The organism is Paenibacillus sp. JT31N11, assembly GCF_056269285.1.
Genome location: NZ_JBWDNQ010000006.1, coordinates 59,594 through 85,808, shown reverse-complemented (window position 1 = coordinate 85,808; position 26,215 = coordinate 59,594). Strand labels below are relative to the sequence as shown.

The following is a 26,215-nucleotide window of genomic DNA, read 5'->3' as shown; positions in this document are numbered from 1 at the left end:
CAATTTACTTGTAGCGTGCAGCCAAGTCGTTGATATGAGGGGAGTGGGTACCTTCGCCGATAGCGGCAAATTTCCATTCCGTTCCGTGACGGTAAAGCTCACCGCAGACCAAAGCCGTCAAGCCGGCATAGTTGTCGGAAAGATTGAACTTGGTCAGTTCGTTGCTGCCGGATCCGTCCAGAATGCGGATATAAGCGGATTGAATCATGCCGAAGTCCTGCTTGCGGTTCACGCAATCGTAAATATTGACGACAACGAGCACTTTATGCACATCTGCGGGGACCTTGGCCAGGTCGATGAAAATCTGTTCGTCATCGCCGTCGCCTTCACCGGTAATGTTGTCACCCGAATGAACCACGGAGCCGCAAGGACTTTTCTTATTATGAAAACAGATAACCTGATTATCGTCCGCAAGTTTGCCCTCGCTGTTCAAGAGAATGGCCGATGCATCGCAGTCGACATTCTTCTTGGCGCCGCCGAAGAATCCTTTGGATTTTACCGGATCCCAACCCAGACCCACAACTACCTTCGCCAGGCCGGAATTCCCTTTGGTCAAGTCAATCTTTTGGCCTTTAACCAAACTTATGGAAGCCATTTGCTTACGTCACCTCCTTCCCAAATTTGTGATGAAGTCTATCAGATAATGTAGAAAAATGAAGATACTAGACTGTACGCATCACATGGATAAAGAGTTTCATTAGATTAATTAATATATTTGAAGGGTTTAATGATTTACAGGCTGAATTCACTTGGGCTGAGGCCCAGAACGTTGCAGATATCGCGCACTACCGCCTGCTCCTGGAGGTCAAAATCGCCGTCAGCCGCCCCGATTGCGCTGCATACGCCAACAATGACGCGTCCAACCTCTGGCTTGCTTTTGAATTTGGCGATTGCCTTCAATGCTTCCTGCTTGCCGATCTCTGCGGAAAATTCAAAATTATTGACATAGAAATTGAAACGGTCAATGACATCAGCCATATTAAAAACCTTCAATTCCTGGCTGAGATTGATATACCCCGCCATTTTGTTCTTTTCCTCCACATCTACTTTGCCATCCGCATAGGCTACAACGGCGCAGCCGGCCGCGACCGCATCCATAAAATCCTTATTTTTGAATTTTTTCACCTGATCGCCCAGGTTTTTTTTGGAATTGTTCAGCCAATTTTTAAAATTACTCATACTTCTCCTCCTTAGTTCTCTTCCAAAGTTGAAACACCGTTTATATTAACCATCTTAATAGTACCGCAAATGACAGGAGATTTCACATCATTAGACAAGAATTTATATTCATTTAATGTTTGAGCAGGTGTAAATTCGCAATAAATGTCGGATCCTGGTACTTATCCATCTTTTTATTACCCTGTCCGGGCTGCCTTGTACCTCATTTTTTGCTGTTTTGATATATTTTGATACTTCCAGAACTTGCACGATAAACACAAAAAAGCCTTGACCCGAAAAATATGGGCAAGGCAGATAGTTGACCTATTTTAGCTAACTGAAGACCGAAGCCTTCCCATCTCATGATCGACCACCATAGTCAGCTCGTCCTCGTATCCGCCCATGATCCGATACTTGCGGATATAATCCTTTACAAATTTTCGTGAATCCTTGGGTTGAAAAATCCTCGTCAGTTCCTGTAGGCTTTCTTTGACTTCATTGTGGCTGCGTTTAGCCATGAAATCCCCTCCCTATCATCGGTTGGTGGTCCTAACACTTCATGTACGAGAGCGCACACGGTTCAACAGAATACCCGTGCGGCTGGCACCCCATCTGTATCGAACGATCCGGCTGATTTGAGGCGAGCTCATAGACTGAAAAAGATTGATTTATCAGTTAATTATAACAGTTCTGAATTCGTATGGAAAGCGAACAGTATATACAATTTCTGTTAAGAATTTTTAATCTGCATGAGGCATTTCTTTAATTTATTCTTGTTTAAGGTGTATTGTGCTCATCCTTTAAGGGGGCTTGACCCGACTCGGGCCGGGCGGTTGAATCATTTACAGTCTCAATCGTCTGCTGGGGCTGCTCCGGCGGAGGGGAGGACGTCCAGGCGATTTTTTTGTACATACGCAGATAGGCAACCACGCCGATAACGGCGATAATCACACCAAACGCAATAACACTTATGGTTACCCATTCTTTAACCACTTTCCGCCCTCCCTAATCTTAAAATAGTGAAATCAATATCTAGGCTAAGTATAGGGGATAGAGAGAACGCTTTCAATCCAATGGACAACTTGCTACAAAATTGTAACATTGTAATATTTGCCATACCTGCTAATCTTATTCCAACCTTGCGGCGAATAGAACCGGCTCAATAAAAAAAATCCCTCCGGAAAACCGGAGGGAGCATTGTCGGCAAAAGAGTAAAATTCTTCAGGTTAACCCTGAAGGAGCGATTGACTTGTCAATAAAACCCTTCATGCAAACTGGAAGGAGCCTTATTGGTTATAGAAAGGAAGGTTTCATGTAAATGGCTTTTCTGGAAAAAACGACGATGCCTTCCTTATCGCCATCCGTAGTCGGAACAGAGCCGACAGCCTGCTTCTCCCGCCTGAGCGGCGCATTGGATCCATGGACGGTATAAACAGGTATGCCTTTCGCGCCATTCTTGCGGTCGAATGATCTGTTCATGCCCAATCCCCTCCAAATAAATGATGTATGATTCCCATAAGTCCCTGATTCTGTTGAAACAACCGTTCAAAATCATCGGGACTAACCGGTGAATGCCCCGTGATGTGAATGCTGATGACATGCGAACTGCTAATAGGATAGCACAGCAAATATTCGTTTACAACATCCTGACCGATCTGGATGAACTCAATTTTGCTGTTCAGGTAGGCATCCACTACAAGCTTGCGCGGCTCTCCTGCTCCCAGCTTATTATTGGCCTGAATGGAGTATATGCGCTCTTTACCTACATTACCCGCAATTTGCCGGATTTCATCAGAGCTTGCCTCCCAGAGGGCGGCGCCTTTTACTTTATAGTGGATGCAGCTTGCTTCATAGGCATTGCGGACGGCATCGATAAGCTCGTTCTCATGCTTGTCCCTCTCCAGAATTCCTTTGTTGAAATCCCGGTAGAAATGAACGACGGAACGAAGAAGTGCCAACTCCTGATGGGCTGTCTCCAGTTCTTTATCCGGTGTCAGGAAGAATCCCAGCTCATGGATGCGGCCTATCAGGAACGAGCATGCCTGGTTGACTGCTGCGATGCGGTTGGCGTCCGTCCGGTGAGCCTCATATTTCAGCACCGTCAGGCCTTCCAGATCGCTTGCCAGATGATACTGATCCACTTCCTGGCCGTCCCGGCCGGATTGAACCTGATCCGGAATCATGAAGAACACACGCCCCCGCCGGAGCTTGCCCCAGAACAACCCCATTTCGAACATCGTATTGTCCCGTGCAATAAAATAGGTTTTCCCCCGCATTCGGATGACATCATCGGGGGATAATACAAATACGGCAAAATCATTGGATTCCAGCTGTCTCTCGAGCGCTTCCATAGGGTAATCATTCCCCCGAAACACGCCGGCATGCCACGGGGTGACTTCTGCGCTGAATGATAATTGATCGTGAATGGCGTTCACATAAGCCATCGCTTCCCGTGAAGAACCGATAAAAACCTTTGGTTTAATTGTCACCGCAATACTCCTTTTCTATAACAGCAGCTGATGCGTAACAGTCTCATTTCCGGGGGCGGGCACAAAACCAAGAGTCTGGTAAAACAGGTCCGCGGCCGGATTTTCCGTCCGCAGTGCCAGCACCGAAACATAGGGGCGGGCATGCTCCATTATCGCCTCCATCAGCAGCTTGCCGGCCCCGAGTCTTCTTGCTCTCTGCAGGACATAGACCCGACGCACGCGGCCGACCCGGCTTGGGCCTCCCTGCTCTGCCGCAAGCAGATTCAAGCCGCCGACTCCGATAACGCTTCCATTATGAAGAGCTGCAAATAGGGCTTCGCCCTCCCGGTCGAAACGGTTGCTTCCGTCCGCGTAATCCTGCAGCAGCCGGCTCACATGCCGGAACCCTTCCTCCATACTCTCCTGAAGCATAGAAGACAAATCATATTCGTTCAAATCCTTCACTTCACGCACCACTATGCTTGTCAAATGCTCACCTTGCTCTCTTGTGACAGGTTAGTCACTCTCCATGTTAACAGATACAGGGGTCCGTTCGATCTGCTCCGTTCCCATTTGTTCCAGCTTGTTCATGATCTTTTGCTGCTGTCGTCATCTACCTCCGTTTGTCGATTAAATTGAGTTCCGGTACATTTTCCTTACTTACCAGCTCTTCCGCTGACGCAGCGAGGTTATATGCGCGATATGGTGACGGTTGTGCCAGGCAAAGAAAGACAGTGCTTCATCCAATGACCACAGACCGTTCTCAGGATGATTGTATTGGCGCGCATAGCTTCCGGCAGGCGTCGACTTCAGCAGCATCACCCAGCGGCGGTGCAGCCGGTCGTGCAGCGTCAGAGACAGCTCAATCGGCACACTCTTCGCATCCGGCAGCTCCGCCCAGCTCTGCTCGTCAAACGTCTTCACCATGGGCTGATCTTCCGTGAGCAGCAGCTTGGTGCGGATATAGCCGTTCATGCCCGCATCCGCCAAATGATGGACCACCTGTCTTACTGTCCAGCCATCAGGCCGATAGGGAGTATCCAGCTGCTGCTCCGTTAGTCCCGATACGGCTTGTCCCAGTAAGGCCGGCGCTTGTGCCAGCACGCCGATCAGGCTTGCCCGCCGCACTTCATCCAGCGCGTCCTCACGCTTGAAAGCTCCGATCGGAAATCGCAATTGTTCCATTTGGGGCACCACCCTCTCGATTCAATTATTTGCCATCATTATAATCCATAATTATTTAAAACTGAACTATAATAAGAGTAGAGCCCATATTTAGACAGGCTGTTCCTCTTTAGAATCGTGATTCAACCGTTCCCATTGAGGTAAATGCATTCCATACCTGTTTGTAAGCAAAGGAGCGTTTCACACCATGCTGAATCACTATCGGTTAAACAAGCGGGAGACGGTGAGGCTGAGCAGCTTCGATCCCGAAGACACCGCGTCTATCGGCAGTAAAGATGATATCAGGGAAGAATTCGAGCGTCTGAAGGAAGAGCTTCAGGACGAGCAGGAAAAGCTGTTCGCAAGCAAAACAAACGGCGTGCTGGTATTATTCCAGGGCATGGACTGCAGCGGGAAAGACGGGGTTATCAAGAAGGTGCTGGCGAACCTGAATCCCCAGGGATTCCGGGCGGAAAGCTTCAAGAAGCCGACTACCGACGAGGCGGCGCATGATTTTCTCTGGCGCACACACAAGGTTACACCAGCCAAAGGCTACCTGACTTCATTTAACCGCTCGTATTACGAGGATGTGCTGATTACCCGTGTCCACGGATTGATTGACGAGAGAGAGGTCAAGTCCAGACTGAAGCATATCCGCCACTTCGAGAAGCTTCTGCAGGGTAGCGGAATTGCCGTAATCAAAATTTTTCTGCATATTTCCCGTGATTTTCAGTTGAACAAGATTAAAGACCGGCTGGAAAATCCCGAAAAGCTGTGGAAGTTCGATCCGACCGATCTGGAAGAACGCCGGTATTGGAATGACTACCAGCAGGCTTACGAGGATGCCTTCGCCGCAACCGGCACGAAGGACTGTCCCTGGCATATCGTGCCGGCCAACAACCGCTGGTTCCGCGACTATCTGGTGCTGAAAATTATCGTCAAAGCGGTGCGCGACCTGAAGCTGTCTTATCCCAAGGTCGATCTCGACGCTTCCAGCCTGTTCAATCTCGAAGAACCGCAGAACTGATCTTTATCTTCGCTGTACGTACAAGCCGCTGTCCTCCGACCATTCCGCATAGACGACGTCCGCAAGTCTGGTTATGCCTTGGGACTGCAGCTCCCCAAGCAGCCAGGCTTCGTCCCGGCCAATCGCATGAAGCTCATCCTTCTCGACAAAGCCCTTATCAATGAGGATGCGGCTCAGATATACAGGTTCCACAGGAAGCTTAAGATCCTTGCGTGTGATATTCTCCGCAGCGGACGATTTGAGCACGCTCAAATTGCCGTTGGTTTCGAATATCGCATAAGCCACATCCCGCAGGCTGAATACCTCCTGCTCCCGCAGCAGCATTCCGACCTGGTGCATATCCAGATTATTGCGCTTCATGGCCTTCTCGTCAATTTTTCCATCCCGTATAATAATATCCGGTCTGCCGCTCAAAGTTGTGGCCAGCTGCGGGAAGATCTCCGCGACTTTTTCCAGCGCTAGCGATAATACCATCCATAGGGCAAGTGCGAACAGCAGCTCCCCATAGCGGACTTCCCTGTCATAAATGGTGTTCCCGACAAGCTCGCTCAACATCAGGGACGAGATAAAGTCAAAAGGCGTCAGCTGTGAAATTTCCTTCTTTCCCAGCAGCTTGGTCATGATCCATAATCCAACAAATGCAGTGACCAATTTGACCGCAATATACGTATAATCCATAGCGCTTCCCCATTTCAGAATATCCCGTTTATGCATCCTATACCCGTTAGGGGAACGGGGTGAACCGGAACACGGCTTGAGATCATTTCCCACCTTAATAAGAAACGGCGGAAGACGACCATTGACGGTAAAACCAGTGACTCTCTCAGAAACATCGAGTAAGGAAAACTTATTTTATACGTTCTGGAATTTCAAAAAACAGACAGAGCCTTGAACCAGTGCGTTCATACCCTGTCTGCTGTCTTTTATTTGGTTATGGCGCGCTGCCGGAGTTCCCTGCCGCTTCTTTCACAGTCACATCCAGGCCGGTGACTCCAACCTTGTACCCGAGAGGCTCAAGCGTCTGCTTCAGCGGGAGCATCACCATGGAACGGTAGCGGGGAAGATAATTCATATAATGATAGCCTGCCCAGATCCGTTTCTTGCCGGAGCGGACCTGTACGGACTGCTCTCCTTTGCTGACCTTGACCGCGGCGCCATCCTGCTCAAGACGAAGACCAAGCGTGCGCGTAAAGTACGTCTGGTCGGCATATACCTCATCGCCTTTACTGTAAATAAGCCCTCTGTAAGTGAAAAGCTGCTCGGTCTTCGTGCCCTGAATGCTATGCGGTTCAACCTTGCTTAAGTATTTCGGACCCGTGATCGTCCCGCTGTATGCGGAAAGCACATCCTTCTCCGTCGTCACCGAATAATCGTTAATCCGCCGATCGGCGTTGTATTCGGCTGTATTGTTGACATCGAAGTAGAAGACCGCCTTTACGCGGGGGTACTTGTCCGGCAATTCGCGGTAGAAGCGGCTGATCTTATCCGCAGCGAACGCGAGGTCAGTCTTCTCGTCGGTAACCGAATAATGCGTCGCCCCATATTCCGAGACCATTATCGGCTTGGTGCGGCTGAAGCGGTTATAGACGAAATTGAGAAGATCGAGCGGATCCTCAAAGTCGGAAGAATGAAGCCGGCTGTCGTTATGGTATTTAACGCTATAAATATTAACTCCGACCCAATCGACATAGTCGTCCCCCGGGTAGAAGCTCTCTATCGTTTCCTCGGGGACCGACAGGACGGCCCAGACCATGACAATGTTAGGCGCCCTTTCCTTGAAAATACCCTGCACCAGCTTCCACTTCTCCATATATTTCTGCGGATCGCCGCTGTAGGTCGTCCACGTCCCGTTCATCTCCGAGGCGAACCGCATGAATATGGGCACGCCGGCCTTGCCGGCTTCATCGGCAAAGCCCTGCAAATAGACATCATCGAGCACTTCATCAAGCCCGCCATTGGGCTCGAATGCGATATGCGGCACAGCGCCGATGGACTTCACCTGCTCCACCCATTTAGCCGGGAACGGCTGGCCGTATCCGACATATTTGAAAAAGCTGGCGTGGGGGCGGCCTGTTCGTTCGTTAAACGTCTTCATGCTGAATTCGATGGCGGGGTTCTGCAGCACATAGCCCCCCAGATAAATACCTTCGACCGGCTCTGCCTTGGCAAGCGAGTAATCGCTCAGGCTGGTGCGGATTGTCCAGTCCTTCTTATCTACAACCCGGTATTGGTTATAGCCCACATATCCGAACATCGCCAGCTGCATCAGCATGACAAGCCCGCACAGAATCCACAGCCAAACCGGCCGTTTACGGCGCTTTGTGTCTGTTACAATCACAGTTTGTTTCCCTCCAACGCAGCTTTCTTGGATCTATGTTGTTGCGCACTCCTGCTGAACATTGCGATGTAGACCACAAGTCCAAGTATTCCTCCGATCAATGCCCCTGTCCATGAGCGGGTCAGGGAAACCGCAAGCGGGGAATGAATATGCGTAAAGGTATTCATCATGGAGCAGAGGCCGATCGCCGCCACCGGAAGAACAATGGCGCCCCTGTTCCGATAGGCGAGCAGGCATGCGGCAGCCATGAGCAGCGGATGGCCGATCAGCCATTCCTTCGTCCGCGGACGGATGCCGAACCAGTCTGTCAGCTGCTGGCGCAGCTCCGCTTCAAAGGGAAGCACCAGATCGCTGTTGCCCGTGCGGGCAAGCAGGAAGACCAGCAGCACCGCGGCGGCAAGCACGGCGGCTCCGCCAAGCCATAATCTGCGTGGCTTCAAGGAGCCGCCGCCCTTCAGAGCTATGGAAGTACGTTGGGGCCATATCCCACGCCAGCCGCCATCGACCAGCAGGCAGGCCGATATAAGCGCAATCGGTCCGACATACAGCAGTTTGACGCCGCGGAACAGATCGACATACGCCAGATAGGAGATATCGCTTAGAAGCGCAGTTACGTAGACGATGCCGGCCAGGGTGATGGCCAAAGCACCGATATATGACGCAATCGCCGAAACGATCGGACTTTGCGGCCGCTCTCCCGGCTGCCGATCCGCAGCCGAAGCGCAATGGAAGCTTCGCAATCTTCCGCGAAGCCACAATACCGCAGCCGATGGCGCCGATACGGCGCCCCACAAGGCGATGACGCTCTCTATCCGGCCATCCCAAGGCGCAGGCGCGAATAACCATGCCGCCAATAGAAGCAAAGTCGCCACGGCCACGACGAACACGACAGCTCTCTGCAGTGTCCGCGTTAAAGCGCCGAACAGGCAGCTGCCCAAAAGCAGGAACAGGGCTCCTATTCCGATAACCGGAATGGCCCGCGGCATCTTGCCGGGAGCTTCCATATGACCGGTAATCGGCTTTGCCCCGCCAAAAGCAAATTCGGGACCGAGTTCTGCCCGCAGCGTCTCTATGATGCGTTGAGCATGATCCTGATAAGTACCGGAGGCTTCTCCCCCATTATCTTGCAGACTGCCTGGCGATTCAGGCATATATGTAATAAGGCGGATTCCCCGTTCACGGACGCCAAGCTCAAATGCGTCGGCAGCTTCTCTGACCGGCATTGACGCAAGCTTCGGCATGTCGAAGAACAAACTGCGGATTGACAGATAACCGCTTTGCCGCGAGAGCTCAAGCGCCCCTCTCTGGCTTTTCACCAGAACGGAATGGAGCCCGTTGTCCACAATGCTCCCGGCAAGCGTCCCCAGCTTGTCCGGGTAGCCCGGAATCTCCATTCCCGCGAACTGGACGCGGTCAATTCCGGCATCTGCGAGCCCGCGGAACAGCTCCTTTATTCGCGCCTCATCCTCGGGAACAGCCTCCGCACGGACATAAGCGGTAACCTGCAGGCCCTCCTGACGCAGCGCGGCTGCCGCAGCGCGATACGGCTCAGGCAGCTGTCCATCCGGGCTTGCCTGTTTCCCTGGCAGCAAGGCTGTATCCAGCATAACGGTCGTTGCTCCCGCCTGTTTCCAGCGCTTCGCCTTCGGCCCGTCCGCTTGTCCCTCAGCTCCCAGGACCCAGGCTCCGGGGACGGCTATTTCCAGCCGGCGGTCGTTATGCTCAGCCTTCCAGCGCTCCGCAAGCAGCGGCAGAGAGCCCAGCAAGGTAACAGCCAGCAGGGCAAACGTTATTATATTTACAATCTTTAACAAAATAACACCTCAAATTCGCAAAATTATTCCTTATTATACCATAATCCAACAGGTCGCTCACGGCTGATTCAGCTTTTATCCGGCTCGTGGGTTACGGTATGCTTCTCCGACAGCACGCCTTTGTAGCGGAAATGCTGCGGGGAGACACCATGGATATGCTTGAAGAGCTTCGAGAAATAAAAAAGCTCCGAATAGCCGACGGCTTCCGCTATTTGCGTGATGGTCATCGAGGTTTCGGCCAGCAGCACCGTCGCCCGTTCCATACGGATCCGGGTGATAGACTCCTTCAGCGAAATTCCCGTATACTGCTTGAACAGCCTGCTTAAGTAACGGGGGGAGCATTCGAAGACATCGCCTATTTGCCCAGGAGTAAGCCGCTCGCGCATATGCTGGCGCATGTAATCGGTCACCTTCTGTATCCGCTGACGGTTCATCCGGGAGACAGGCGTCTCCTGCTCCTGCAGATCCGTCTCGCGTATAAGACGGATCATGATCAGCCTGAGCAGCAGGTCAAACTCTTCTTCCTTCCATTTGCTCTCCCAGCGATCCACCTCCAGCACCCGCAGCAGATACATTTCCAGCCACTGCGGGTCCTCCAGACACAAATAGCGAGGCAGCCCGGATTGTCCGGGCGCAAGCCCTCCTTCCGGTTCAAACTGAAAGTGAACATAAATGACCGTCAACCGGTCATCCGGCTCGTGGCGGGCCTGGATGACGTCCCCCGGATAGAGGAGGACAAAGGTGCCCCGGCTGACGGGATAAGCCGTTCCGTTGATCTGGATCATTCCCTGCCCTTCCATCACGTACCAAATGTCATAATCCTCCATGGGGGCAGGAGGGTCCCAACGCCACTCCGGTTCGCATACCGCTTTGCCGCAAGCGCCCGCATTGTTGAAATGCCAGCTTCCTATATCCTCCATACCAGGCTCCATCACTTTCCCCCATTTCTTGCCCTTATGCCGTTTCCTACAAAAATAAAGCCTTTTCCGCCATTTGGATCTGCCCCCTGATCGGTTAAATTGGAGATAGAAACCAACCACGAAACGGGAGTTGAAGCAGATGAGAAAAGTTGCCGTCAATCCGCAGGAAATCAACGAACGGCTGTATCCGATCAAGACTGTACACACTCCGCTGGCCTCAGGAGCTGAATTCACCGGAGAGCATATCAGACAGTTCTACGAGCAGGGCTTCCTGGCCATTGAGAACATGCTGTCGGATGCGGAAATCCAATCCGCTGTGCAGGCAATCTCGGATATTATCGGCGATCCCGACACGGGTGCGCAAGTGGAATTCGTCAAACCGCGGAGCGAGCTTGCACCCGGAGAGGAGATGGAGCTTGCCGTCCGCAAGGTCCACAACTTTGTCGATGTGGAGCCGCGGCTGCGCGTCCTGGCCGGGCATTCAGGTATTCTTGCCATCATTGAGCAGCTGCTGGGAGAAGCATCGAAGCTGGCCCAGGACATGGCTCTGCTCAAGCCTCCGCACGGCGGCGGCGAGAAGCCCTGGCACCAGGACATGGCTTACGGTCCGCTGGCCTTCGACAAGCCGGTGATCGGCGTGTGGATTGCCTTGGACGAGGCGGGTATTGATAACGGCTGCATGCATGTGATTCCCCGCTCCCATATGATCGGCGCGACGCCTCATTACGCTGTCCGCGACTGGCAGATCTGCGATATCAATGTCCCTGTGGACCGGGATGCTGCCGTACCTCTGAAGCCAGGCGGTATTCTGTTCTTCCACGGCCTGACCTATCATGGAACGCCGTACAACTTCTCGGACAAACGCCGCCGCGCGCTTCAGTTCCATTATGCCCCGGAATCGGCGGTCAAGCTGAGACCGCAGGAGTATAAACGGATCTTCACCAATGAAATGACCAAAGCGGAGTGCTGAAGCGGCCCAAGCAGGGAAAAATCAGCCGCGTGACAAGCGAACTGCTGCACAAGCAGCAGGAAGAAACGGCTTAGATCGTCCCCTGGCGGTTCCCGCAAAAAGCTATTCTCTCTGAAATATCGGAAAGAACAGGATAAAATTTATACTTTGCCGGTATTTTTAGAAGAAACGGCTGTCCCGTCCATTTGGCGGCAGAGTGAGTTTCTTTCCTTAGAAATATAAGCAAAGTATGGCAGAGTTTATACATTCTATATTTTGAAAAAGGGTTTATGGACGCTGCAGATTATCTTCTGCAGGCAGCCATAAACCCTTTTCATGTTCCTCCACAGCTTCAACCACCCGCAGACTGGCGGACACTATTACTCCGCTCCGTAGAAGAGGATGCCTTCATCCCTGCCGACGGCAGTCAAATGATCCCGGGCCTGCGCGTACTCCTCAACCGTGTGGAGATGCTCGAGCAGCAGCGGGATTTCGCCCGGCAGCTTGTTCAGCTCGCGCAGATATGTTCCGTAATCCAGGTTCCCCGTTCCCGGCAGCGTCTCATCAAGATGCAAAGACAGCTTGTTGCCCAGCTTGATATCTTTGGCATGACAGCTCACGATATAAGGGCCCAGCAGCTCGAAGCAGCGTTTGATCAATTCTCCGTTATTGAAATATTGACGCGGCGTCAGAATGATATTAACGGGGTCCAGATGCGCGGCAAACTGCGGCCGGTCCACAGCCTTGATCAGATCGAGGCATGCCTCCGGACTGTCCGGCAGCACCCACTGCATAAATTCCAGCGCAAACCTGGCTCTCTTCGGCTTCACCGTATCGATCACGCCGCGGACGGTATCGACCGCCAGCTCGAAGCCTTCCGGCGACAGATTGAACGGGTGCGGGTCATACTGCGTATTCGCAGCGGCGGAGCCGATATATGTAATGCAGCACAGCGCGCCGACCTCTTCCGCCAAATTCAAGCGCTCATAAGCAAAGTTGAGGTTGCGCCTCCTCCGGGCCTCATCCGAGTCTACGAGATTGGACCAGCAGCCGACCTCCGCGATCAGGACATCCTCCCCGGCGAAGGCATCCCGTATGCTGCGGATGCCTGCCGAATCGCTCCCCTCAACCTCCGGACAAATCGCGGCGCGATAGCCGAATTCACGATATGCCCGAGCCAGCTGCTGCGGATCTCCGTCAGCTCCAGGTATGGATCCTCCAAGTCGAATCATGGTTTCCCCCCTTAATCTACGGTAATCGTATCATGTAAATGAACGATCACTGCCCCCCTGCCGGCAGCTTCATATTGCTCCAGATGCCAGGCATGCAGGACGCGCTCATAGCCCTTGTCCGCAATCCACTTATGCAGCTGATCATAGGTTTGAAATATTTGACTGATTTGTCCCCGATGATCCGTAACCGCATACGATTGCGGCGGCACTTTCATTGCTTCCATTCCTTCTGGAACAGACAAAATATCCTCCACCTCCGTGCAGGCCCAGTAGCCTTCCTCCTGCTCTGTTTCGCTGCTGACATAAAACGCGCCGTACAGCTTCTCCGGCTCCACTCTGCCGGCAATTTCCTCCCGCCGTGCCCGCAGCCGTTCAAAGGCTGGCGGAATTTGCTCCGCGTATCCCGTGGCATCTGCGGCCGCCACACGAATACCGATCAGCTTCAGCTCCGGCAGCACAACCACCTTCACATCCCGCTCCTTCAACGGAAAATAGACCTCCGTCCTGCCCGAGAGCTGGAGTGCCTCCCTCATTATTTCAAAACGCGGCTTTTCAGTATCCAGATGATAGCGTGCAAGATTCTCCGGTTTGCCGAAAAAATCCCAGAATGCCGCGGCCTGGCCGGCTTCAAAGCTGAACGATACATACTCATCCCCCATGAGGGTATAGCCCATCATTCCATCAGGAACATCCGCGATGCTCGTCACAGGCACAGCTGCGAGCAGCCCCCCGGGGATAATGACCAGATACTCGTCTTCCCCGGTGCGGTTTGCAATCTCGGCCGCCCTCGCACTCAATTCCCCGCGCAGCTCCGGCTCCTTCTTCAGCCCGTCCCGACTCAGCAGACCGACCAGATGGATCTTCTCAATCACAACCGTTCTAACCTGCATGGATGGTTCGGTTTCGCTTTGCCTCGTCACTTCCGGAATCCCCCTTAAACGTAATTATTCATGTTCGCTTCTGTTAGATTGCTCCAAAAGCGGCGAATACATCATGAGTGCATGATTTTCCGTAATATATTCATCGTGATGCAGCTCCCCATCGAACCCGTAAACCCGCCGGTGAAGCACATTATGTCTGACGTAGCTGCCCCAGAATTCCTGTGTAATCCAGTGATCTTTCTCGTATACCTCATAGGTGTACACCTGCTGCTCCGTCCCGCGCCATTCGCCCTTTAATTGATGGTCTCTAAGCTCAACCTTAAGCTGATACGAAGATTTCGTCGGATTATGAATCATCAGATCCAGATAATTATAAGCGCAGGTTGCTCCGCTTCCGAACGGCTGCGTCCGGTTGGAATCCGGGAACACATCGTAGCTGTGGCGGTGACGTTCAATGACGGACAGCGGTGTATGCAGCGTCATCCAGTAGATCAGATTGGAGAGCTGGCATAAGCCGCCGCCGATGCCCGGTTTGAAGCCGCCGTAGAACAGCACCATTCCCGGCTTATAGCCCTTGCGCTTGCTGGGGCTGCCAATCAGCCGCCAGTAAGACATCGTCTCGCCGGGACGGAGAATCAGCCCGTTCAGCCGCTTTGCAGCCAATTGCAAATTCGTTTCCTTGTTATGCTGCAGCCACATGTCGACATCCTTCAGCTCCCGCAGGGTTGGCGTTTCGTGCCGGAAAATGCAGTGCGCCAAATCCATCTCCGAGAATGTCCTGGCGAATGCTGTGCGGTCCAGCACCCACTGCAGATACCTTTTCCACATAAAATAGGTTCGTCCTGCCGCCAGTCTCATTCTTGATCGCGGTACGGGTCTCTTCATGATTCACCGCCTCCACGGATGAGCTACTTACTACTAACCTCATGGAGCAGGAAGGAAGCAGCCGGCGGCCTCCCTATTGATCCGGGTCTGTCTGTTTTGCGGCATTGCGCGCGAAGAAGGCCTCAATTTTCTTGCTTACGAGGATGGAAGCCGCAAGGAACACAACCACATACAGCACTTGAACCGGATGCTCCGCATAACGGGACAGGTCGTAGCCGATATAGGAAACGGCGAACACCATAATGGCTTTACCGATTGCAAGCGCCGCCGCAAACGACCGCAGGCGCATTCCGGCCAAGGCGGCGGCAATGTTGATCACAACAAAAGGGCCTACCGGAAACAGGCTGAGCAGCATCACATAGCTGAACGCATTGCGGCGGGCCCATTCCATGCTGCGTTTCACCTTGGGCTTATCCGCAAAACGCTGCATGTAAGGGTGGCGGGCAATTCTTCTGACAATCAGGAAGGTCGCCGTGCAGCCCAGCATGAGGCCCAGCCAGGAATAGAAGAAACCAAGCCACAAGCCGTACACGGCAGCGTTGACTCCCACGATAACCAGCGTCGGGAGCGGAGGGATGAAGGATTTCAGAAACGTCAGGAGGATGCCCGGAAGCGGCCCGAATGACCGGTACCGCTCCATTAGATCCTGCAGATTGTCTTCCGTAAGCAGCGACGATATATCCATCTATGAGCACATCCTGTTTATCGTGTTGGCGATTCTTTCTTCATCTTACCAAATAAACCCTCGGAATACGCAGGCAATCCGGATATTCTTGTGAACTGCTCCATGCAGCAGCAGGCAGCCCAAGGAAAACTCCCGGCTGCCTGCTTGTTTTATCCAACTGCGTCCATCTGTCTTAGTTATTCGGGGCCGGCATCAGAAACATGAGCAGCACAATCGCCACTACAATGACTCCGACTATCATATATATGCTGTTTTTCACGATATCACCCCTTTGCACGAGCTGGACTTGCCGTCATTGAATTTCTTTCCGGCGGAAAATATAGATCCCCCATAACGCAAAGACCGCGAATGTTGCGGCCGGCATGACGATAGACAGGAACAGCTCGCTGTTATCCATTCTGAATTCGATCGTCGTCGTGAACAGCTTGAAAAGCGAGTAATCATACACCATCTTGAAGAGAGGCACGTAATTGCCCAAAGAATGGAGAATCTGATCGACAAAAAGGAAAAACAGGATGGAAAAGCCGATTGTTTTGCTATTGTCAGCCAGGACAACGGCGGCAAATGCGGCGATGGATGCGAAAGCGGCGGCAAACAGGACGGTGAACCCGAGCGTTCTGAGCACATACGCTATCGTGGAAATTCCCGTGGGCTGCCCGAATCCGGACAACAGGCCGGCTTCGCTCATCAGAATTTCGATGACGACGCTGAGGACAGGAGCCAGCAGGGAGGTCAGGCCCACACCAAGCGAGTAAATCATAAGCTTCGAAACATAAACCTGCCTTCTGCTGTTCCCGGCAGATACGGTTCTCTTTAACACGCCGGAGGAATATTCGCTGGAAATGAAAAACCCGGCCAGAAGGCCCAGCGAAATTTTAAGAAAAAATTGATTCATCATCATCGCGTTCACATACATTTCGATTCCGGTGAGCGTGATGCCCGATCCCCCGTCCTTCGGATAACTCCAATAAGTAAACAACGGAAAAATGACCGCCTTCGCAACCATAAAAAAGCAGATGATACGGAACAGGCCGTTCTTCCTCAGCTTGTACCACTCCGACGCTATCAAATGGCTCATGCCCCGCACCTGGCGATCCGCTGGACAAAATAGCTTTCCAGATGCTCGCCCATCGGTGTAAACTGCTCGATTTCGAGACCAGAGGCTGCCAGCATGGATGAGACTTTGCCCGGATGCTCGACAGGGTTGAACAGCCGGATGATGCCATCCGGCATCACTTGGAATTCGGCACCCTCAAGCTCCCGCCCCATCACCTCGGCAGCCCGCCCGGAATCGTCCACTTTGATATGCAGATACTGCCGGCACTTCCCGCTCAGCTCTTTCAATGTCAGCTGCTCCAGCAGTTTTCCTTGATGAATGATTCCATAATGCGTGGCCAGCAGATGAAGCTCGCTCAAAATGTGGCTGGAAATCAGGATAGTTATCCCGCCCTCACGGTTCAGCCTCTTTAACAGTCCCCTTAGCTCTACGACGCTCATCGGGTCTAACCCGTTCGTGGGCTCATCGAGAATAAGAAATTCCGGTTGTCCCAGCAGTGCGATGGCAAGGTCAAGCCGCTGTTTCATTCCCAGGGAGAAATCTCCCGCCAGCTTCCTGCCGGTCTCCTGCAGCCCGACCTTCGCAAGGGTTTCCTCAATGGCTTCCTTATCCCTGATTCCCTTTTGCAGCCGCTGTACTTCCATGTTCTCGTAAGCGGTCATAAACGGGAACAAGGCCGGGCTTTCAATCGTTGTGCCTATGCGCGATCTGGCCCCCATGATCTCCTGCGCTCCGCTGTTCCCGAACAGCTCGATCGAGCCGCTTGTCGGGAAGGCGAGTCCGGTTACAATTCGCATAAGCGTCGATTTGCCCGCTCCATTTTGCCCGATAAAACCGTAAATGCTGCCTCGGCGTATGGAAAGATCGACATGGTCCAGCGCGTTATGACCCCCGTATTCCTTGGACAGCTGATTCGTTCTCAGGACGTAATCGCTCACTCTGACGGCATCTCCTCTCTAATTGATGGTTTCGATCATTCCACTCCTGATCCTCACCCCGGCCTTCATATTAGCTTGTCAAGGTTAAGAACCAGGGGCGGCCCGTTTAAATTTGGGTTAATTTTCACCGCTCTATCTGCGCACAAAAAAGAGGCTGAAACCCGCTTCAGCCCCTTTTGCTCCTGCATTCATTTTTGGATCCATATTTTCGTTCCGTGCTCATTGGTTTCAAATTCCCAATGGAGCTGCATTTCCTGCAGCATCAGACCCGCTATCGACAGACCGATCCCGGCTCCCCCGGCAGCTGATTCAACGCGCATCCCCGGTCCGCGGTCTTCAATGGTAATCCGTTCCAGCTGTGCATCTGCGCTTATCCCGATATATTTCCCCTGTTTGGCATGAAGGTTAATATTCTGATAAAAGTTGTCCAGTATTCGTTCCATCCATTGGGGGTCGATCTCCCAGTGAAAAGTGGTTTCCGGCCATTTCAATTCAATGCAGAAGCCCATACTCTCAAAAGCGGGGTACCAGCCGGTAAAGGAGGCCTTCAGCAGGCGAATCATATCTGTCTTCACCGGGCGGTACGGGTACTTTCCCGACGTCAGCAATGTATAGGAGAGAAGATTTTCGAGCAGCTGCCCGAGATGACTGATTTTATGATCGATGGCGTCCAGCGACTCCCGGCCCTTCGGACTTAAAGATTCTTTCTTCAACCGATAGGCGTGACCTCTGATCGCAGTTAGAGGCGTTCTTAAATCATGGGACAGATTGGAAATCAGCTGCCGTCTAAGCGCTTCTTCCTCTTTTTCGCGCTGACGGCTGACTTCAAGCTCATGAACCATTTTGTTGAAGGAATCCCCCAACTGGCCAATCTCGTCTCTCTTGTCAATGCGGATTGGAAGAGGAATCCCATTGCCGGCCGGCTTGGCCATCGCTTCCTGCAGATGCATCAGTCTTTTTCTTATTTTGTAGAAAAACAGCCAGGAGATCAGAATAAAGGCACCCAGGATCGTTACGATTGCGATCATATAATTTAGATAAGGATTGTATTCGCTGAAGTTTGGAAAAACACCAACGGACACTACCAGGATCAGGATTGGCAAAAGCGTCACCGTCAAAAAATTAATCAATAAATAGGGATTCAATAGCGATTTTTTCGGTTTCATTGCTTTACCCTGTAACCCAGGCCGCGGATTGTCTCCACAATTTCGGGGGAGCCAGGATTCAGTTCCAATTTCTCCCGCAGATGCCGGATATGGACCAATAATGTTTTATCCCCTTCGATATAGGGCTCGCCCCAAACCGCTTCATAGATTTGTTCTTTCATCAGAATCTGATTCGGGTGGCGCAGGAAATACATCAATATTTGATACTGCTTGCCTGTCAGCTTGATTTCCTCTCCCGTCCGGTCGTCCCTGACCGTGTTCTCGGACAGGTTGACGCCAATATGACCAAGCATGACCGTATTCGAAGGTACCGAACCCGACCTCCTCAATAAAACCTCCACTCTCGCAGCCAGCTCGTCGGGATGAAACGGTTTGGTCAGATAATCGTCCGCAAACTGCAGGCCCTGAAGCTTGTCGTCTACAGCCGATCGTGCGGACAGCATGAATACGGGTATTTGGGGAGATTCTTTTTTGAGGCGCTGTCCAACCGTGAAGCCATCCAGGCCGGGCAGCATGACGTCAAGGATAACAAGATCATGGTTGCGGCCTTCCTTGTCCGCCCCTTCGCCCGACATGAGCCATTTCACTGCAAATCCCCTTTGCTCCAGCTCTTCCACAACCCAGCTTCCGATTTCCGGATCGTCCTCTATGTACAATATCTTTTTCATTATTCATCACCTTGGTTTATCGTATCATACAATCCACTCATCGCCCATTCCGCGCTTCGCCGGATGCGAGCCTCTCCCCTTATGTTTCGATAGAAAAAAGACACCACGCAAAGGTGCCTTGAGATGTCTTATTCCGCCTGACTGCCGTTACCGCAATCATCAAACCGGGCTTACGTTCTGAGGCGTCTTCTGGCCATAAACTGTTTGTACTGAAAATAGACCACGCAGCCGATGCAGGCTCCCAGCAGCGCAGCTCCGGCGGCGATCACCAGCAGCACGGCAAACGCATAACCCGCAATGGTCCAGCCAAGAGCAAATGACGCCAGCGACAGTGTAAGGAACAAGACCGCCAGGGTGTTGTTGAACCTTTGCAGCTCCAGGGCTTGCGTTTCCCGGCCAGCCACGGTCAGGAACGGCTTCGCGATCCGGACAAACAGATTCCATTGTCCCCCAAGCAGCAGACCTGCAGTCTGAATTACCCAAAGCGCGGCAATGATCCATGGCTCCTGAAAAATAAAAGCGGCAGCAGCCAGCAGCACAATTCCCGCCTGGTTGGCCTTAATATAGGGCATCGGCACTTCTTTCACCGTGCCACCTCCCCTGTTCGTTCAGATAATTCCAACTTAACCGATTTGGATTATTAATTCAATACCTGTTTATTGGGGGAATAAAGGAGAAGCCCGGATATTCGACGACCGGCCATTTCTCCTTGCGCAGCGCATCAAGCAGTTCCGGTCCGACATGCAAATTGCTCTCCACCAGCTCGCGGGGCGTCAGCGCCATCCACTGGTTGAGCGATACGTCAACAAAGCGGTCACTCTTGAACATCTCCAGAAACCATAAGGTCTGAGTACCTGTGTTCTGGATATAATGCCCGTATGCTAACGGCACATAGCCCACATCCCCGGCTCTGTAATCGAAGGTCCGGGCGATCCCGTTGCCGGCAAATACGGTCATGCGCCCCTGCCCGGTGAGATAATACTGCCACTCGTCATTATTGGGATGCCAGTGAAGCTCCCTCATGGCTCCCGGTTCAATCTCTACCAGAGCGGCAGCGATCGTTTTGGCCGCGGGAAAATTGCTGGAGTCCACGATCCGCACGCTCCCGCCCGGCGTCTTGAGCGGCGTCTGGGCCAGGAGATTATGGGTGAAGCTTTGCGGAACGGTTCCATACGGCGATTGGACCGCCTGGCTTTCCAGCGAGCCTGGAATGCTGCCCTGATAAATGTAGACCTGCCCGGACGGAATAGCGTCAAAGGCATGCTCCGGCACGCCGAAATTCGCGGAAAGCACCTCTTTGGGCGTGTGCGCGAACCAATCGGATATCGAGAGGGTATTCAGATCGGAGAAGCTGCCGTCGTCAAAGACCAGCAGAAATTCGCAGCCCTCTTCCAGCCCCTGAATGGAATGGGGGATTCCGGCGGGAAAATACCAGAGGTCCCCCGGCCCGACATCGGCAATGAAGTTGCGTCCGTTCTGATCAACCGAGGTCACACGCGCACAGCCCCACAGCATATAAGCCCATTCCGCCTGCTGATGCCAATGCAGCTCGCGAACGCCGCCCGGAGTCAGGCGCATATCCACGCCCGCAAGCGTAGTCGCAACCGGTAAATCCCGGACTGTAATTTCCCGGGACCAGCCTCCTTGATTCAGCTGCATATGGGTGTCGGAGAATGAGAATTTCATATTCGGCAGAAGACCTGAATCTGTTACCGGAGGAACGAGCATATCCGGGTTCTCCAGATCGCGCATAATATCGCGCGGCCCCGGGTCCGTTGCCCCAGCTCCATCACTGCGGCGTATAGGCTCCGGTATTTCGACTTTTTTGCCCCTTAACTGATTCGGTGTATCTTCCATAAACAAATTCTCCTCCTGTTCAAATTGCCCTTTTTGCCCCATCTTCCATCTGCAGCTATTAGGTTGTCTCCGGTCCGGTATCAGGATCACATTTAATTAATTTATGAGGCGGGCTTCAAGGTTATGTGCCCCGTCGATGCCATTCTCAAATAGATAACGGCGATTGCCGGTTGACAAAAACGCTCGCGCGGGAGTATAACAATAATAATCCGAAATCCTGAGAAATTCGCTGATGGGAACAGGTGCGTTTGAGCCGGGCAATCCCCAGAGAGTTGGCATGCCGCTGAAAGCCAACGTTTGCCGTCAATTGACATATCCTCCCGAAGAAGCCGTGCTGAACATTCCTTAGGGTGCTGCGCCTCGGCGCACCAGCCGGTCCTGTAATAACGGGACGCTAGGGAAACAATAAGCCCGGACGGAATCCGCCGTTACACGGAGCGCGTATGCTGGTACGCGACTAAGCGCCGGTCGCAAGCTCCATGAGGGCTGACGACGGAACTAGGGTGGTAACACGAGATGCATCTCGTCCCTTGAGGGACGGGGTTTTTTTGTATATTTGGCGTATTTTCATATTCATAGCTGGAACAAGAAAGCGAGGCGAGGCGCAATGGCAAATGAATCCCTTCACACGAACAGCTATACCGTGGGCCTTACCGAGATTGCACAGGCCCAAATGCATGTCAAGGAGGTTGCAGCAAGAACCCCCCTCCAGCACAACCGCGTGTTATCCGCCCGTTATGGCTGCACGGTACTGCTCAAACGCGAGGATCTGCAGGTGGTGCGCTCCTTCAAGCTGCGCGGCGCGTACCATATGATGAAGTCGCTGCCTGCCGAGCGGCTTGCCCGCGGCGTTGTGTGCGCCAGCGCCGGCAATCATGCGCAGGGCGTAGCTTACTCGTGCCATGCGCTCGGGATTCCCGGCAAGATATATATGCCCAGCACAACGCCGCGGCAGAAGGTGAACCAGGTCGCTTTCTTCGGCGGCCCCGACGTAGAGATCATCCTGACCGGAGATACCTTCGACGATGCCTTCAATGAAGCGATTGAAGCCAGCCGCAAGGATGATCTGGCTTTCATCCATCCCTTCGACGATCCGAAGATCATTGCGGGCAATGGAACCATCGGCAAAGAAATAATGGAGTCAGTCGAGGCCGCGCCGGATTTCATCTTCCTTACGATCGGCGGCGGTGGTCTTGCCGCAGGCGTCGGAGCTTATGTCAAGACGGTATCGCCGGGAACAAGACTGATCGGCGTTGAGCCGGAAGGCGCTCCATCCATGCGGGTATCGATGGATGCCGGCGAGGTGAAGACGCTTGAGACGATCGATAAATTCGTAGACGGGGCGGCTGTCAAACGGGTCGGCAACCTGACCTTCCGCATGTGCCGCGAGCTGCTTGATGATGTGCTGCTTGTGCCCGAGGGCAAAGCTTGTACGGCGATGCTTGATCTCTACAACGAGAATGCCATCGTCGCGGAACCTGCCGGCGCGCTGCCGATCGCCGCGCTGGATCTGTACCGCGATCAGATTGCCGGCAAGACGGTCGTGTGCATCATCAGCGGCGGCAACAACGACGTAGACCGGATGCAGGAAATCAAGGAGCGCTCTCTTATATTCGAAGGATTAAAGCACTATTTCATGGTTAATTTCCCGCAGCGCGCCGGGGCTCTTCGCGAATTTCTTGATGAAGTGCTCGGTCCGGAAGACGATATTACAAGATTCGAATATACGAAGAAGCACAACAAGGACAATGGTCCCGCCCTGGTCGGCATTGAGCTCAAGCACCGGGAAGACTATGAACCGCTGGTCGAGAGAATGCGCCGGAAGGACCTGCAGTTCCTGGAGCTGAACAAGGATCCGCTGCTGTATAATCTGCTTATCTGAGAATAGCTGCAGCGGCTGGCCGTCCTTCAAATAAAGAGGCCGCCGGGAGCGAACCGTCAAGGACGTTTCGCTCCCGGCGGCCTCTTTTTAACATTCCGACAGAATAATCTTGCAGGATGAACGGTCTTATTGGCTATTATTGAAGAAATTGCATCTTTTGTCCGCTGACGCTCGTTTAATAAGTAATCGGCTCCCTGCCTGACGGATGCCCTCTTCTTGGACTTTTGCCCCAACTTGCATATAATGGGAGGAGCACATTCGATCCTTATAGGAGTGAGTACGATTCGCAAAACATGGTTTGGACCGGAGATCATCCTGTTTTCGGCGATTCTGTTTCTGGTGGAATTTATGCGAGGGGCCATGTTGATCAGCTTCCTGCCGATTTTCGGAGAGAAGCAGCTCGGCCTCACGCTTGATATTATAGGCGTCGCGATCACAGCCCACTACCTCATTGATACTCTGCTGAAAATGGCGATCGGGTATCTGCTGGACCGCTTCTCCATCCGTTTTGTTGTCCATATCGGTCTCTTGTTCTCGCTGGTCGGCGTGCTGCTCTTTCAATTCGCTTACCAGCCCTGGATTTTCATTGTGGCCGCAGCCGTCTATGGAGTAGGCATCTCCCCGATATGGATCGTCTGCCTGACCAAGGTCTCCGACGATCAGCGCGCTACCCAAATGGGCTTTCTGTACACCATCTGGTTTATCGGTCTCGGCTCCGGCCCCATCGTGTGCAATATCCTGCTTGATTACAGTACGAAAATACCCTACTACCTGCTGCTGGGACTTTCATTTGCCGCCTGGATTCTGGCTATGTTCATCAGCAACCGTCAGAACAGCACAGTGACTTCCCTGCCCCTGCGTGAGCAATTCGCCATCCTGAGAGACCGTCTGCGCCACATGCGCCTCCTGCTGCCGGGCATGGTGCTGCAGACGATGGGAGCCGGCATGCTCGTGCCGATTCTGCCCAGCTTCGCCGAGGACCATCTGGGGATGAGCGGCACGCAGTATTCGTTTCTGCTGCTCGCCGGAGGCGCATTTACCGTGATCAGCCTCATTCCGCTTGGCCGTTTGTCGGACAAGCTCGGCGGGAAGAAATGGTTTCTTGTGCTTGGCTTCGGCGGCATCGGACTTGGTCTGTATTTGATCGGGCTTGCTCCGCCCTTATGGGAGAGTATCCTGCTGGCCAGCGTGCTGGGGCTTTCCTATGCAACGCTGCTGCCGGCATGGAATGCGCTGCTCGCCAACTATGTCCCGCCCAGGCAGCAGGGCCTTGGCTGGGGTATCTTCTCGACCGTTGAAGGCATCGGGGGCATGATAGGTCCTGTCGTTGGGGGCACACTTGCCTCCTGGCACGGCGAGTCGCTTGTCATATGGGTCAGTGCGGTTATGTTTCTGATTATTGGATTCTTCTATATATGGTTCCCGTTCCGTGCGTTCGCGGATAATGGCGCCCGTGTGGAATAGCAGGAGGATTGGAATCAATGAGTCAAATACAAGAATGGATTCAGCAGATGAAGCAGATCGATCTGGAGCATCTTCAGCGCACACTGCGGAGCTATTCTGCATATGGGCCGCTTCCGGGAATTTTTCTGCCGCTGCTGGAATCGTTTATTCCCGTTCTGCCGCTGCTGGTCTTCGTGGCGGCTAACGCCAATATTTACGGATTCTGGCTGGGTTCACTCTATTCATGGATTGGCGTGTGCAGCGGATCGATGCTGCTCTTCTGGATTGCCCGCAAGCTGGGGAAACGTTTTGGCAGCTGGATCCGGAGACGCTTTCCCAAAAGCGTCCGTTTCTTTGACTGGATCGAGCAGAAAGGCTTCACCCCTATTTTCTTTCTCGCCTGTTTCCCGTTCTCGCCTTCCGCACTTATTAATATTGTTTCCGGACTCAGCAACGTCTCCTTCCGCTCATTCATGCTGGCGATTATGCTGGGCAAGGCGGTTATGATTCTCAGCGTCTCGCTCCTGAGCTTCGACATCAGCAGCATCGCGCAGGAGCCTTGGCGTCCTATTCTTACAGTCGCTCTTATTCTGGGCATGTGGCTTGGCGGCAAAAGAGTCGAAGCCCGTTATCACCTGAAATAATGCAAACGCATATCGGAAATGTCCCAGGAAGGCGGGGGAGTGGGCTTTGAAAAAGGGGATGTTCCCGCTTGTAAGCATCATGGGCGGGCTAGCTACGGCGGTCGTGCTGCTGTTTACAGCAGCGCTGGTAGGGGGAATGCTCTTCCTTATCCGGCTTATGAGCGACGATTCGGACAAGTACAAACAAATGAAGGAATATATGGAGACCATTTTCGGCACACCGGCTCATCTGCGCAGCGGAGGGGACGAGCCCGCTGCCGAAGAGGATGAGACGAGCACGTTGGCCAGCCCGCTGAAGCCCTTCAGCGAGCTCTGTCCCGCCTGCGGCGAGCCAGTCACCCATGAGCATCGGGATTGTCCCGCTTGCGGCCTGCGGCTGCTCTAGGGCCGTGTCCTTCCTTGCGGCAGTCTTGATTGCAATCACCTCGACGCGTCTCCATGATGCTTATGAACGCTATAAAACCGGACAGAGCCCCGAATGATCCTTCAGATCATCCGGGGCTCTTTTCATTGATATCCCGAGCAATACTTGCCTCCTTATACATAGTTTGCCTGTACCCGCGGCATGCTAAAGAAGAATTCGGAGTTAGCTGCGCTATCTCATACTGAAATTATGAGGAAAGACCGATCTATAATGACTCTGCAGGAGGAAAACAGCAATGAGCGATGAGCGTCATAATGAGATGGACCCGATGTCCGGTGAACGCGTAGAAACCGAAGGCGTCTACCGCAACCAATGGGGGCGCGAGGAAAAGCTTGAACGCGGCGACCTGTTTCCCGCCGATCCGCAGCTTGGCACATCGGAATGGGAGCTTGTCGAGCTTGATTTTGACAACCACCATGAAGGACGTACCGACAAGAGGCTGGTGCCCAAGAAGGAAATCACCCAGAAGGAGGCGCATCTGCAGCATCCGCGCCGCCATCCGGACAAAAAAGAAGAGGACTAGGAACGAGGCGGATTCTTTGGCGGCAGCACAGCCGCTTCCGCATGCCCGCAGCAAAGGCTGACAATTGTACCAGCCGTTCAACGAATTGAAAA

General features: G+C 53.0%; 29 protein-coding genes. 7 read left to right on the top strand and 22 right to left on the bottom strand.

The window, feature by feature from the left end:
* Positions 1 to 4 precede the first annotated feature (4 nt).
* From AC0YNV_RS21095 to AC0YNV_RS21060, 8 genes are all read right to left on the bottom strand, one after another.
* A complete protein-coding gene (locus AC0YNV_RS21095) occupies positions 5 to 595 on the bottom strand; it encodes a TerD family protein (protein ID WP_475769770.1) in 591 nt (196 codons plus the stop codon).
* A gap of 137 nt (positions 596 to 732) precedes the next feature.
* Positions 733 to 1,179: a tellurite resistance TerB family protein gene (locus AC0YNV_RS21090; RefSeq protein ID WP_210042984.1), complete on the bottom strand. Its 447-nt coding sequence runs from the start codon at positions 1,177 to 1,179 to the stop codon at positions 733 to 735.
* Positions 1,180 to 1,487: 308 nt separating this feature from the next.
* Positions 1,488 to 1,676: a hypothetical protein gene (locus AC0YNV_RS21085; protein ID WP_210042986.1), complete on the bottom strand. Its 189-nt coding sequence runs from the start codon at positions 1,674 to 1,676 to the stop codon at positions 1,488 to 1,490.
* A gap of 259 nt (positions 1,677 to 1,935) precedes the next feature.
* Positions 1,936 to 2,151 (bottom strand): hypothetical protein, encoded by a 216-nt coding sequence (locus AC0YNV_RS21080; RefSeq protein ID WP_210042988.1) that lies wholly within the window; start codon positions 2,149 to 2,151, stop codon positions 1,936 to 1,938.
* A 300-nt stretch (positions 2,152 to 2,451) separates the two neighbouring features.
* A complete protein-coding gene (locus tag AC0YNV_RS21075; protein WP_475769769.1) occupies positions 2,452 to 2,637 on the bottom strand; it encodes a hypothetical protein in 186 nt (61 codons plus the stop codon).
* A complete protein-coding gene (locus AC0YNV_RS21070) occupies positions 2,634 to 3,647 on the bottom strand; it encodes a TIR domain-containing protein (protein WP_475769768.1) in 1,014 nt (337 codons plus the stop codon). The genes AC0YNV_RS21075 and AC0YNV_RS21070 overlap by 4 nt, the downstream gene beginning before the upstream one ends.
* Before the next feature lie 15 nt (positions 3,648 to 3,662).
* A complete protein-coding gene (locus AC0YNV_RS21065; RefSeq protein WP_475769767.1) occupies positions 3,663 to 4,115 on the bottom strand; it encodes a GNAT family N-acetyltransferase in 453 nt (150 codons plus the stop codon).
* Positions 4,116 to 4,286: 171 nt separating this feature from the next.
* The gene (locus AC0YNV_RS21060) at positions 4,287 to 4,811 is read right to left on the bottom strand and encodes a YfiT family bacillithiol transferase (RefSeq protein WP_475769766.1); all 525 of its coding nucleotides are present in this window, start codon (positions 4,809 to 4,811) and stop codon (positions 4,287 to 4,289) included.
* Positions 4,812 to 4,998: 187 nt separating this feature from the next.
* On the opposite strand from AC0YNV_RS21060, the gene AC0YNV_RS21055 reads away from it, so the two are divergent.
* Complete coding sequence (locus AC0YNV_RS21055; protein WP_475769765.1) at positions 4,999 to 5,817, top strand: PPK2 family polyphosphate kinase; 819 nt, start codon at positions 4,999 to 5,001, stop codon at positions 5,815 to 5,817.
* Between the two features lie 3 nt (positions 5,818 to 5,820).
* Here AC0YNV_RS21055 and AC0YNV_RS21050 read toward each other — a convergent pair whose 3' ends face one another.
* From AC0YNV_RS21050 to AC0YNV_RS21035, 4 genes are all read right to left on the bottom strand, one after another.
* On the bottom strand, positions 5,821 to 6,495 hold the full coding sequence (locus tag AC0YNV_RS21050; RefSeq protein ID WP_475769764.1) for a DUF421 domain-containing protein: 675 nt from the start codon (positions 6,493 to 6,495) through the stop codon (positions 5,821 to 5,823).
* A gap of 253 nt (positions 6,496 to 6,748) precedes the next feature.
* Positions 6,749 to 8,155 (bottom strand): glycoside hydrolase family 26 protein, encoded by a 1,407-nt coding sequence (locus AC0YNV_RS21045; protein ID WP_475769763.1) that lies wholly within the window; start codon positions 8,153 to 8,155, stop codon positions 6,749 to 6,751.
* Positions 8,152 to 9,969: a DUF5693 family protein gene (locus AC0YNV_RS21040; RefSeq protein ID WP_475769762.1), complete on the bottom strand. Its 1,818-nt coding sequence runs from the start codon at positions 9,967 to 9,969 to the stop codon at positions 8,152 to 8,154. The genes AC0YNV_RS21045 and AC0YNV_RS21040 overlap by 4 nt, the downstream gene beginning before the upstream one ends.
* Positions 9,970 to 10,037: 68 nt before the next feature.
* Positions 10,038 to 10,901, bottom strand: coding sequence for a helix-turn-helix transcriptional regulator (locus AC0YNV_RS21035; protein WP_475769761.1), 864 nt, complete (start codon positions 10,899 to 10,901; stop codon positions 10,038 to 10,040).
* Positions 10,902 to 11,028: 127 nt separating this feature from the next.
* On the opposite strand from AC0YNV_RS21035, the gene AC0YNV_RS21030 reads away from it, so the two are divergent.
* Entirely contained in the window at positions 11,029 to 11,859 is an 831-nt protein-coding gene (locus AC0YNV_RS21030; protein WP_475769760.1) for a phytanoyl-CoA dioxygenase family protein, read from the top strand.
* Positions 11,860 to 12,218: 359 nt separating this feature from the next.
* Here AC0YNV_RS21030 and AC0YNV_RS21025 read toward each other — a convergent pair whose 3' ends face one another.
* The 10 genes from AC0YNV_RS21025 to AC0YNV_RS20980 form a co-directional block, all read right to left on the bottom strand.
* Positions 12,219 to 13,070 carry a sugar phosphate isomerase/epimerase family protein gene (locus tag AC0YNV_RS21025; RefSeq protein WP_475769759.1) on the bottom strand — a complete coding sequence of 284 codons (852 nt, stop codon included), beginning with the start codon at positions 13,068 to 13,070 and terminating at the stop codon, positions 12,219 to 12,221.
* An 11-nt stretch (positions 13,071 to 13,081) separates the two neighbouring features.
* Positions 13,082 to 13,990: an effector binding domain-containing protein gene (locus AC0YNV_RS21020; RefSeq protein ID WP_475769758.1), complete on the bottom strand. Its 909-nt coding sequence runs from the start codon at positions 13,988 to 13,990 to the stop codon at positions 13,082 to 13,084.
* A gap of 24 nt (positions 13,991 to 14,014) precedes the next feature.
* Positions 14,015 to 14,836, bottom strand: coding sequence for a VanW family protein (locus AC0YNV_RS21015; RefSeq protein WP_475769757.1), 822 nt, complete (start codon positions 14,834 to 14,836; stop codon positions 14,015 to 14,017).
* A gap of 73 nt (positions 14,837 to 14,909) precedes the next feature.
* Complete coding sequence (locus tag AC0YNV_RS21010) at positions 14,910 to 15,521, bottom strand: TVP38/TMEM64 family protein (RefSeq protein ID WP_210043029.1); 612 nt, start codon at positions 15,519 to 15,521, stop codon at positions 14,910 to 14,912.
* A 292-nt stretch (positions 15,522 to 15,813) separates the two neighbouring features.
* A complete protein-coding gene (locus tag AC0YNV_RS21005) occupies positions 15,814 to 16,599 on the bottom strand; it encodes an ABC transporter permease (protein WP_475769756.1) in 786 nt (261 codons plus the stop codon).
* Positions 16,596 to 17,516 carry an ATP-binding cassette domain-containing protein gene (locus tag AC0YNV_RS21000; RefSeq protein WP_475769755.1) on the bottom strand — a complete coding sequence of 307 codons (921 nt, stop codon included), beginning with the start codon at positions 17,514 to 17,516 and terminating at the stop codon, positions 16,596 to 16,598. Before AC0YNV_RS21000 ends, AC0YNV_RS21005 begins: the two co-directional genes overlap by 4 nt.
* A 188-nt stretch (positions 17,517 to 17,704) precedes the next feature.
* Complete coding sequence (locus tag AC0YNV_RS20995; protein WP_475769754.1) at positions 17,705 to 18,682, bottom strand: HAMP domain-containing sensor histidine kinase; 978 nt, start codon at positions 18,680 to 18,682, stop codon at positions 17,705 to 17,707.
* The gene (locus AC0YNV_RS20990) at positions 18,679 to 19,353 is read right to left on the bottom strand and encodes a response regulator transcription factor (protein WP_475770040.1); all 675 of its coding nucleotides are present in this window, start codon (positions 19,351 to 19,353) and stop codon (positions 18,679 to 18,681) included. The genes AC0YNV_RS20995 and AC0YNV_RS20990 overlap by 4 nt, the downstream gene beginning before the upstream one ends.
* A 167-nt stretch (positions 19,354 to 19,520) precedes the next feature.
* On the bottom strand, positions 19,521 to 19,937 hold the full coding sequence (locus tag AC0YNV_RS20985; RefSeq protein WP_475769753.1) for a DUF4395 domain-containing protein: 417 nt from the start codon (positions 19,935 to 19,937) through the stop codon (positions 19,521 to 19,523).
* A 58-nt stretch (positions 19,938 to 19,995) separates the two neighbouring features.
* Positions 19,996 to 21,207 carry an oxalate decarboxylase family bicupin gene (locus tag AC0YNV_RS20980; protein WP_475769752.1) on the bottom strand — a complete coding sequence of 404 codons (1,212 nt, stop codon included), beginning with the start codon at positions 21,205 to 21,207 and terminating at the stop codon, positions 19,996 to 19,998.
* Between the two features lie 607 nt (positions 21,208 to 21,814).
* Here AC0YNV_RS20980 and ilvA point away from each other — a divergent pair.
* The 5 genes from ilvA (at position 21,815) to AC0YNV_RS20955 (ending at position 26,123) form a co-directional block, all read left to right on the top strand.
* Complete coding sequence (gene ilvA, locus AC0YNV_RS20975; protein ID WP_475769751.1) at positions 21,815 to 23,089, top strand: threonine ammonia-lyase IlvA; 1,275 nt, start codon at positions 21,815 to 21,817, stop codon at positions 23,087 to 23,089.
* A 273-nt stretch (positions 23,090 to 23,362) separates the two neighbouring features.
* Complete coding sequence (locus AC0YNV_RS20970) at positions 23,363 to 24,553, top strand: MFS transporter (RefSeq protein WP_475769750.1); 1,191 nt, start codon at positions 23,363 to 23,365, stop codon at positions 24,551 to 24,553.
* A gap of 17 nt (positions 24,554 to 24,570) precedes the next feature.
* Positions 24,571 to 25,176: a TVP38/TMEM64 family protein gene (locus AC0YNV_RS20965; protein WP_210043074.1), complete on the top strand. Its 606-nt coding sequence runs from the start codon at positions 24,571 to 24,573 to the stop codon at positions 25,174 to 25,176.
* 46 nt (positions 25,177 to 25,222) lie between these two features.
* Complete coding sequence (locus AC0YNV_RS20960) at positions 25,223 to 25,561, top strand: hypothetical protein (RefSeq protein WP_475769749.1); 339 nt, start codon at positions 25,223 to 25,225, stop codon at positions 25,559 to 25,561.
* A 274-nt stretch (positions 25,562 to 25,835) separates the two neighbouring features.
* Positions 25,836 to 26,123: a transposase gene (locus AC0YNV_RS20955; RefSeq protein WP_475769748.1), complete on the top strand. Its 288-nt coding sequence runs from the start codon at positions 25,836 to 25,838 to the stop codon at positions 26,121 to 26,123.
* Positions 26,124 to 26,215: the final 92 nt, after the last annotated feature.

Excerpts from the sequence above, each read along its gene's own strand:
- AC0YNV_RS21095 (WP_475769770.1), bottom strand. The coding sequence starts at position 595 with ATGGCTTCCATAAGTTTGGTTAAAGGCCAAAAGATTGACTTGACCAAA.
- AC0YNV_RS21090 (WP_210042984.1), bottom strand. The coding sequence starts at position 1,179 with ATGAGTAATTTTAAAAATTGGCTGAACAATTCCAAAAAAAACCTGGGC.
- AC0YNV_RS21085 (WP_210042986.1), bottom strand. The coding sequence starts at position 1,676 with ATGGCTAAACGCAGCCACAATGAAGTCAAAGAAAGCCTACAGGAACTG.
- AC0YNV_RS21075 (WP_475769769.1), bottom strand. The coding sequence starts at position 2,637 with ATGAACAGATCATTCGACCGCAAGAATGGCGCGAAAGGCATACCTGTT.
- AC0YNV_RS21060 (WP_475769766.1), bottom strand. The coding sequence starts at position 4,811 with ATGGAACAATTGCGATTTCCGATCGGAGCTTTCAAGCGTGAGGACGCG.
- AC0YNV_RS21055 (WP_475769765.1), top strand. The coding sequence starts at position 4,999 with ATGCTGAATCACTATCGGTTAAACAAGCGGGAGACGGTGAGGCTGAGC.
- AC0YNV_RS21050 (WP_475769764.1), bottom strand. The coding sequence starts at position 6,495 with ATGGATTATACGTATATTGCGGTCAAATTGGTCACTGCATTTGTTGGA.
- AC0YNV_RS21035 (WP_475769761.1), bottom strand. The coding sequence starts at position 10,901 with ATGGAGCCTGGTATGGAGGATATAGGAAGCTGGCATTTCAACAATGCG.
- AC0YNV_RS21030 (WP_475769760.1), top strand. The coding sequence starts at position 11,029 with ATGAGAAAAGTTGCCGTCAATCCGCAGGAAATCAACGAACGGCTGTAT.
- AC0YNV_RS21025 (WP_475769759.1), bottom strand. The coding sequence starts at position 13,070 with ATGATTCGACTTGGAGGATCCATACCTGGAGCTGACGGAGATCCGCAG.
- AC0YNV_RS21015 (WP_475769757.1), bottom strand. The coding sequence starts at position 14,836 with ATGAAGAGACCCGTACCGCGATCAAGAATGAGACTGGCGGCAGGACGA.
- AC0YNV_RS21010 (WP_210043029.1), bottom strand. The coding sequence starts at position 15,521 with ATGGATATATCGTCGCTGCTTACGGAAGACAATCTGCAGGATCTAATG.
- AC0YNV_RS21005 (WP_475769756.1), bottom strand. The coding sequence starts at position 16,599 with ATGAGCCATTTGATAGCGTCGGAGTGGTACAAGCTGAGGAAGAACGGC.
- AC0YNV_RS20995 (WP_475769754.1), bottom strand. The coding sequence starts at position 18,682 with ATGAAACCGAAAAAATCGCTATTGAATCCCTATTTATTGATTAATTTT.
- AC0YNV_RS20980 (WP_475769752.1), bottom strand. The coding sequence starts at position 21,207 with ATGGAAGATACACCGAATCAGTTAAGGGGCAAAAAAGTCGAAATACCG.
- ilvA (WP_475769751.1), top strand. The coding sequence starts at position 21,815 with ATGGCAAATGAATCCCTTCACACGAACAGCTATACCGTGGGCCTTACC.
- AC0YNV_RS20965 (WP_210043074.1), top strand. The coding sequence starts at position 24,571 with ATGAGTCAAATACAAGAATGGATTCAGCAGATGAAGCAGATCGATCTG.
- AC0YNV_RS20955 (WP_475769748.1), top strand. The coding sequence starts at position 25,836 with ATGAGCGATGAGCGTCATAATGAGATGGACCCGATGTCCGGTGAACGC.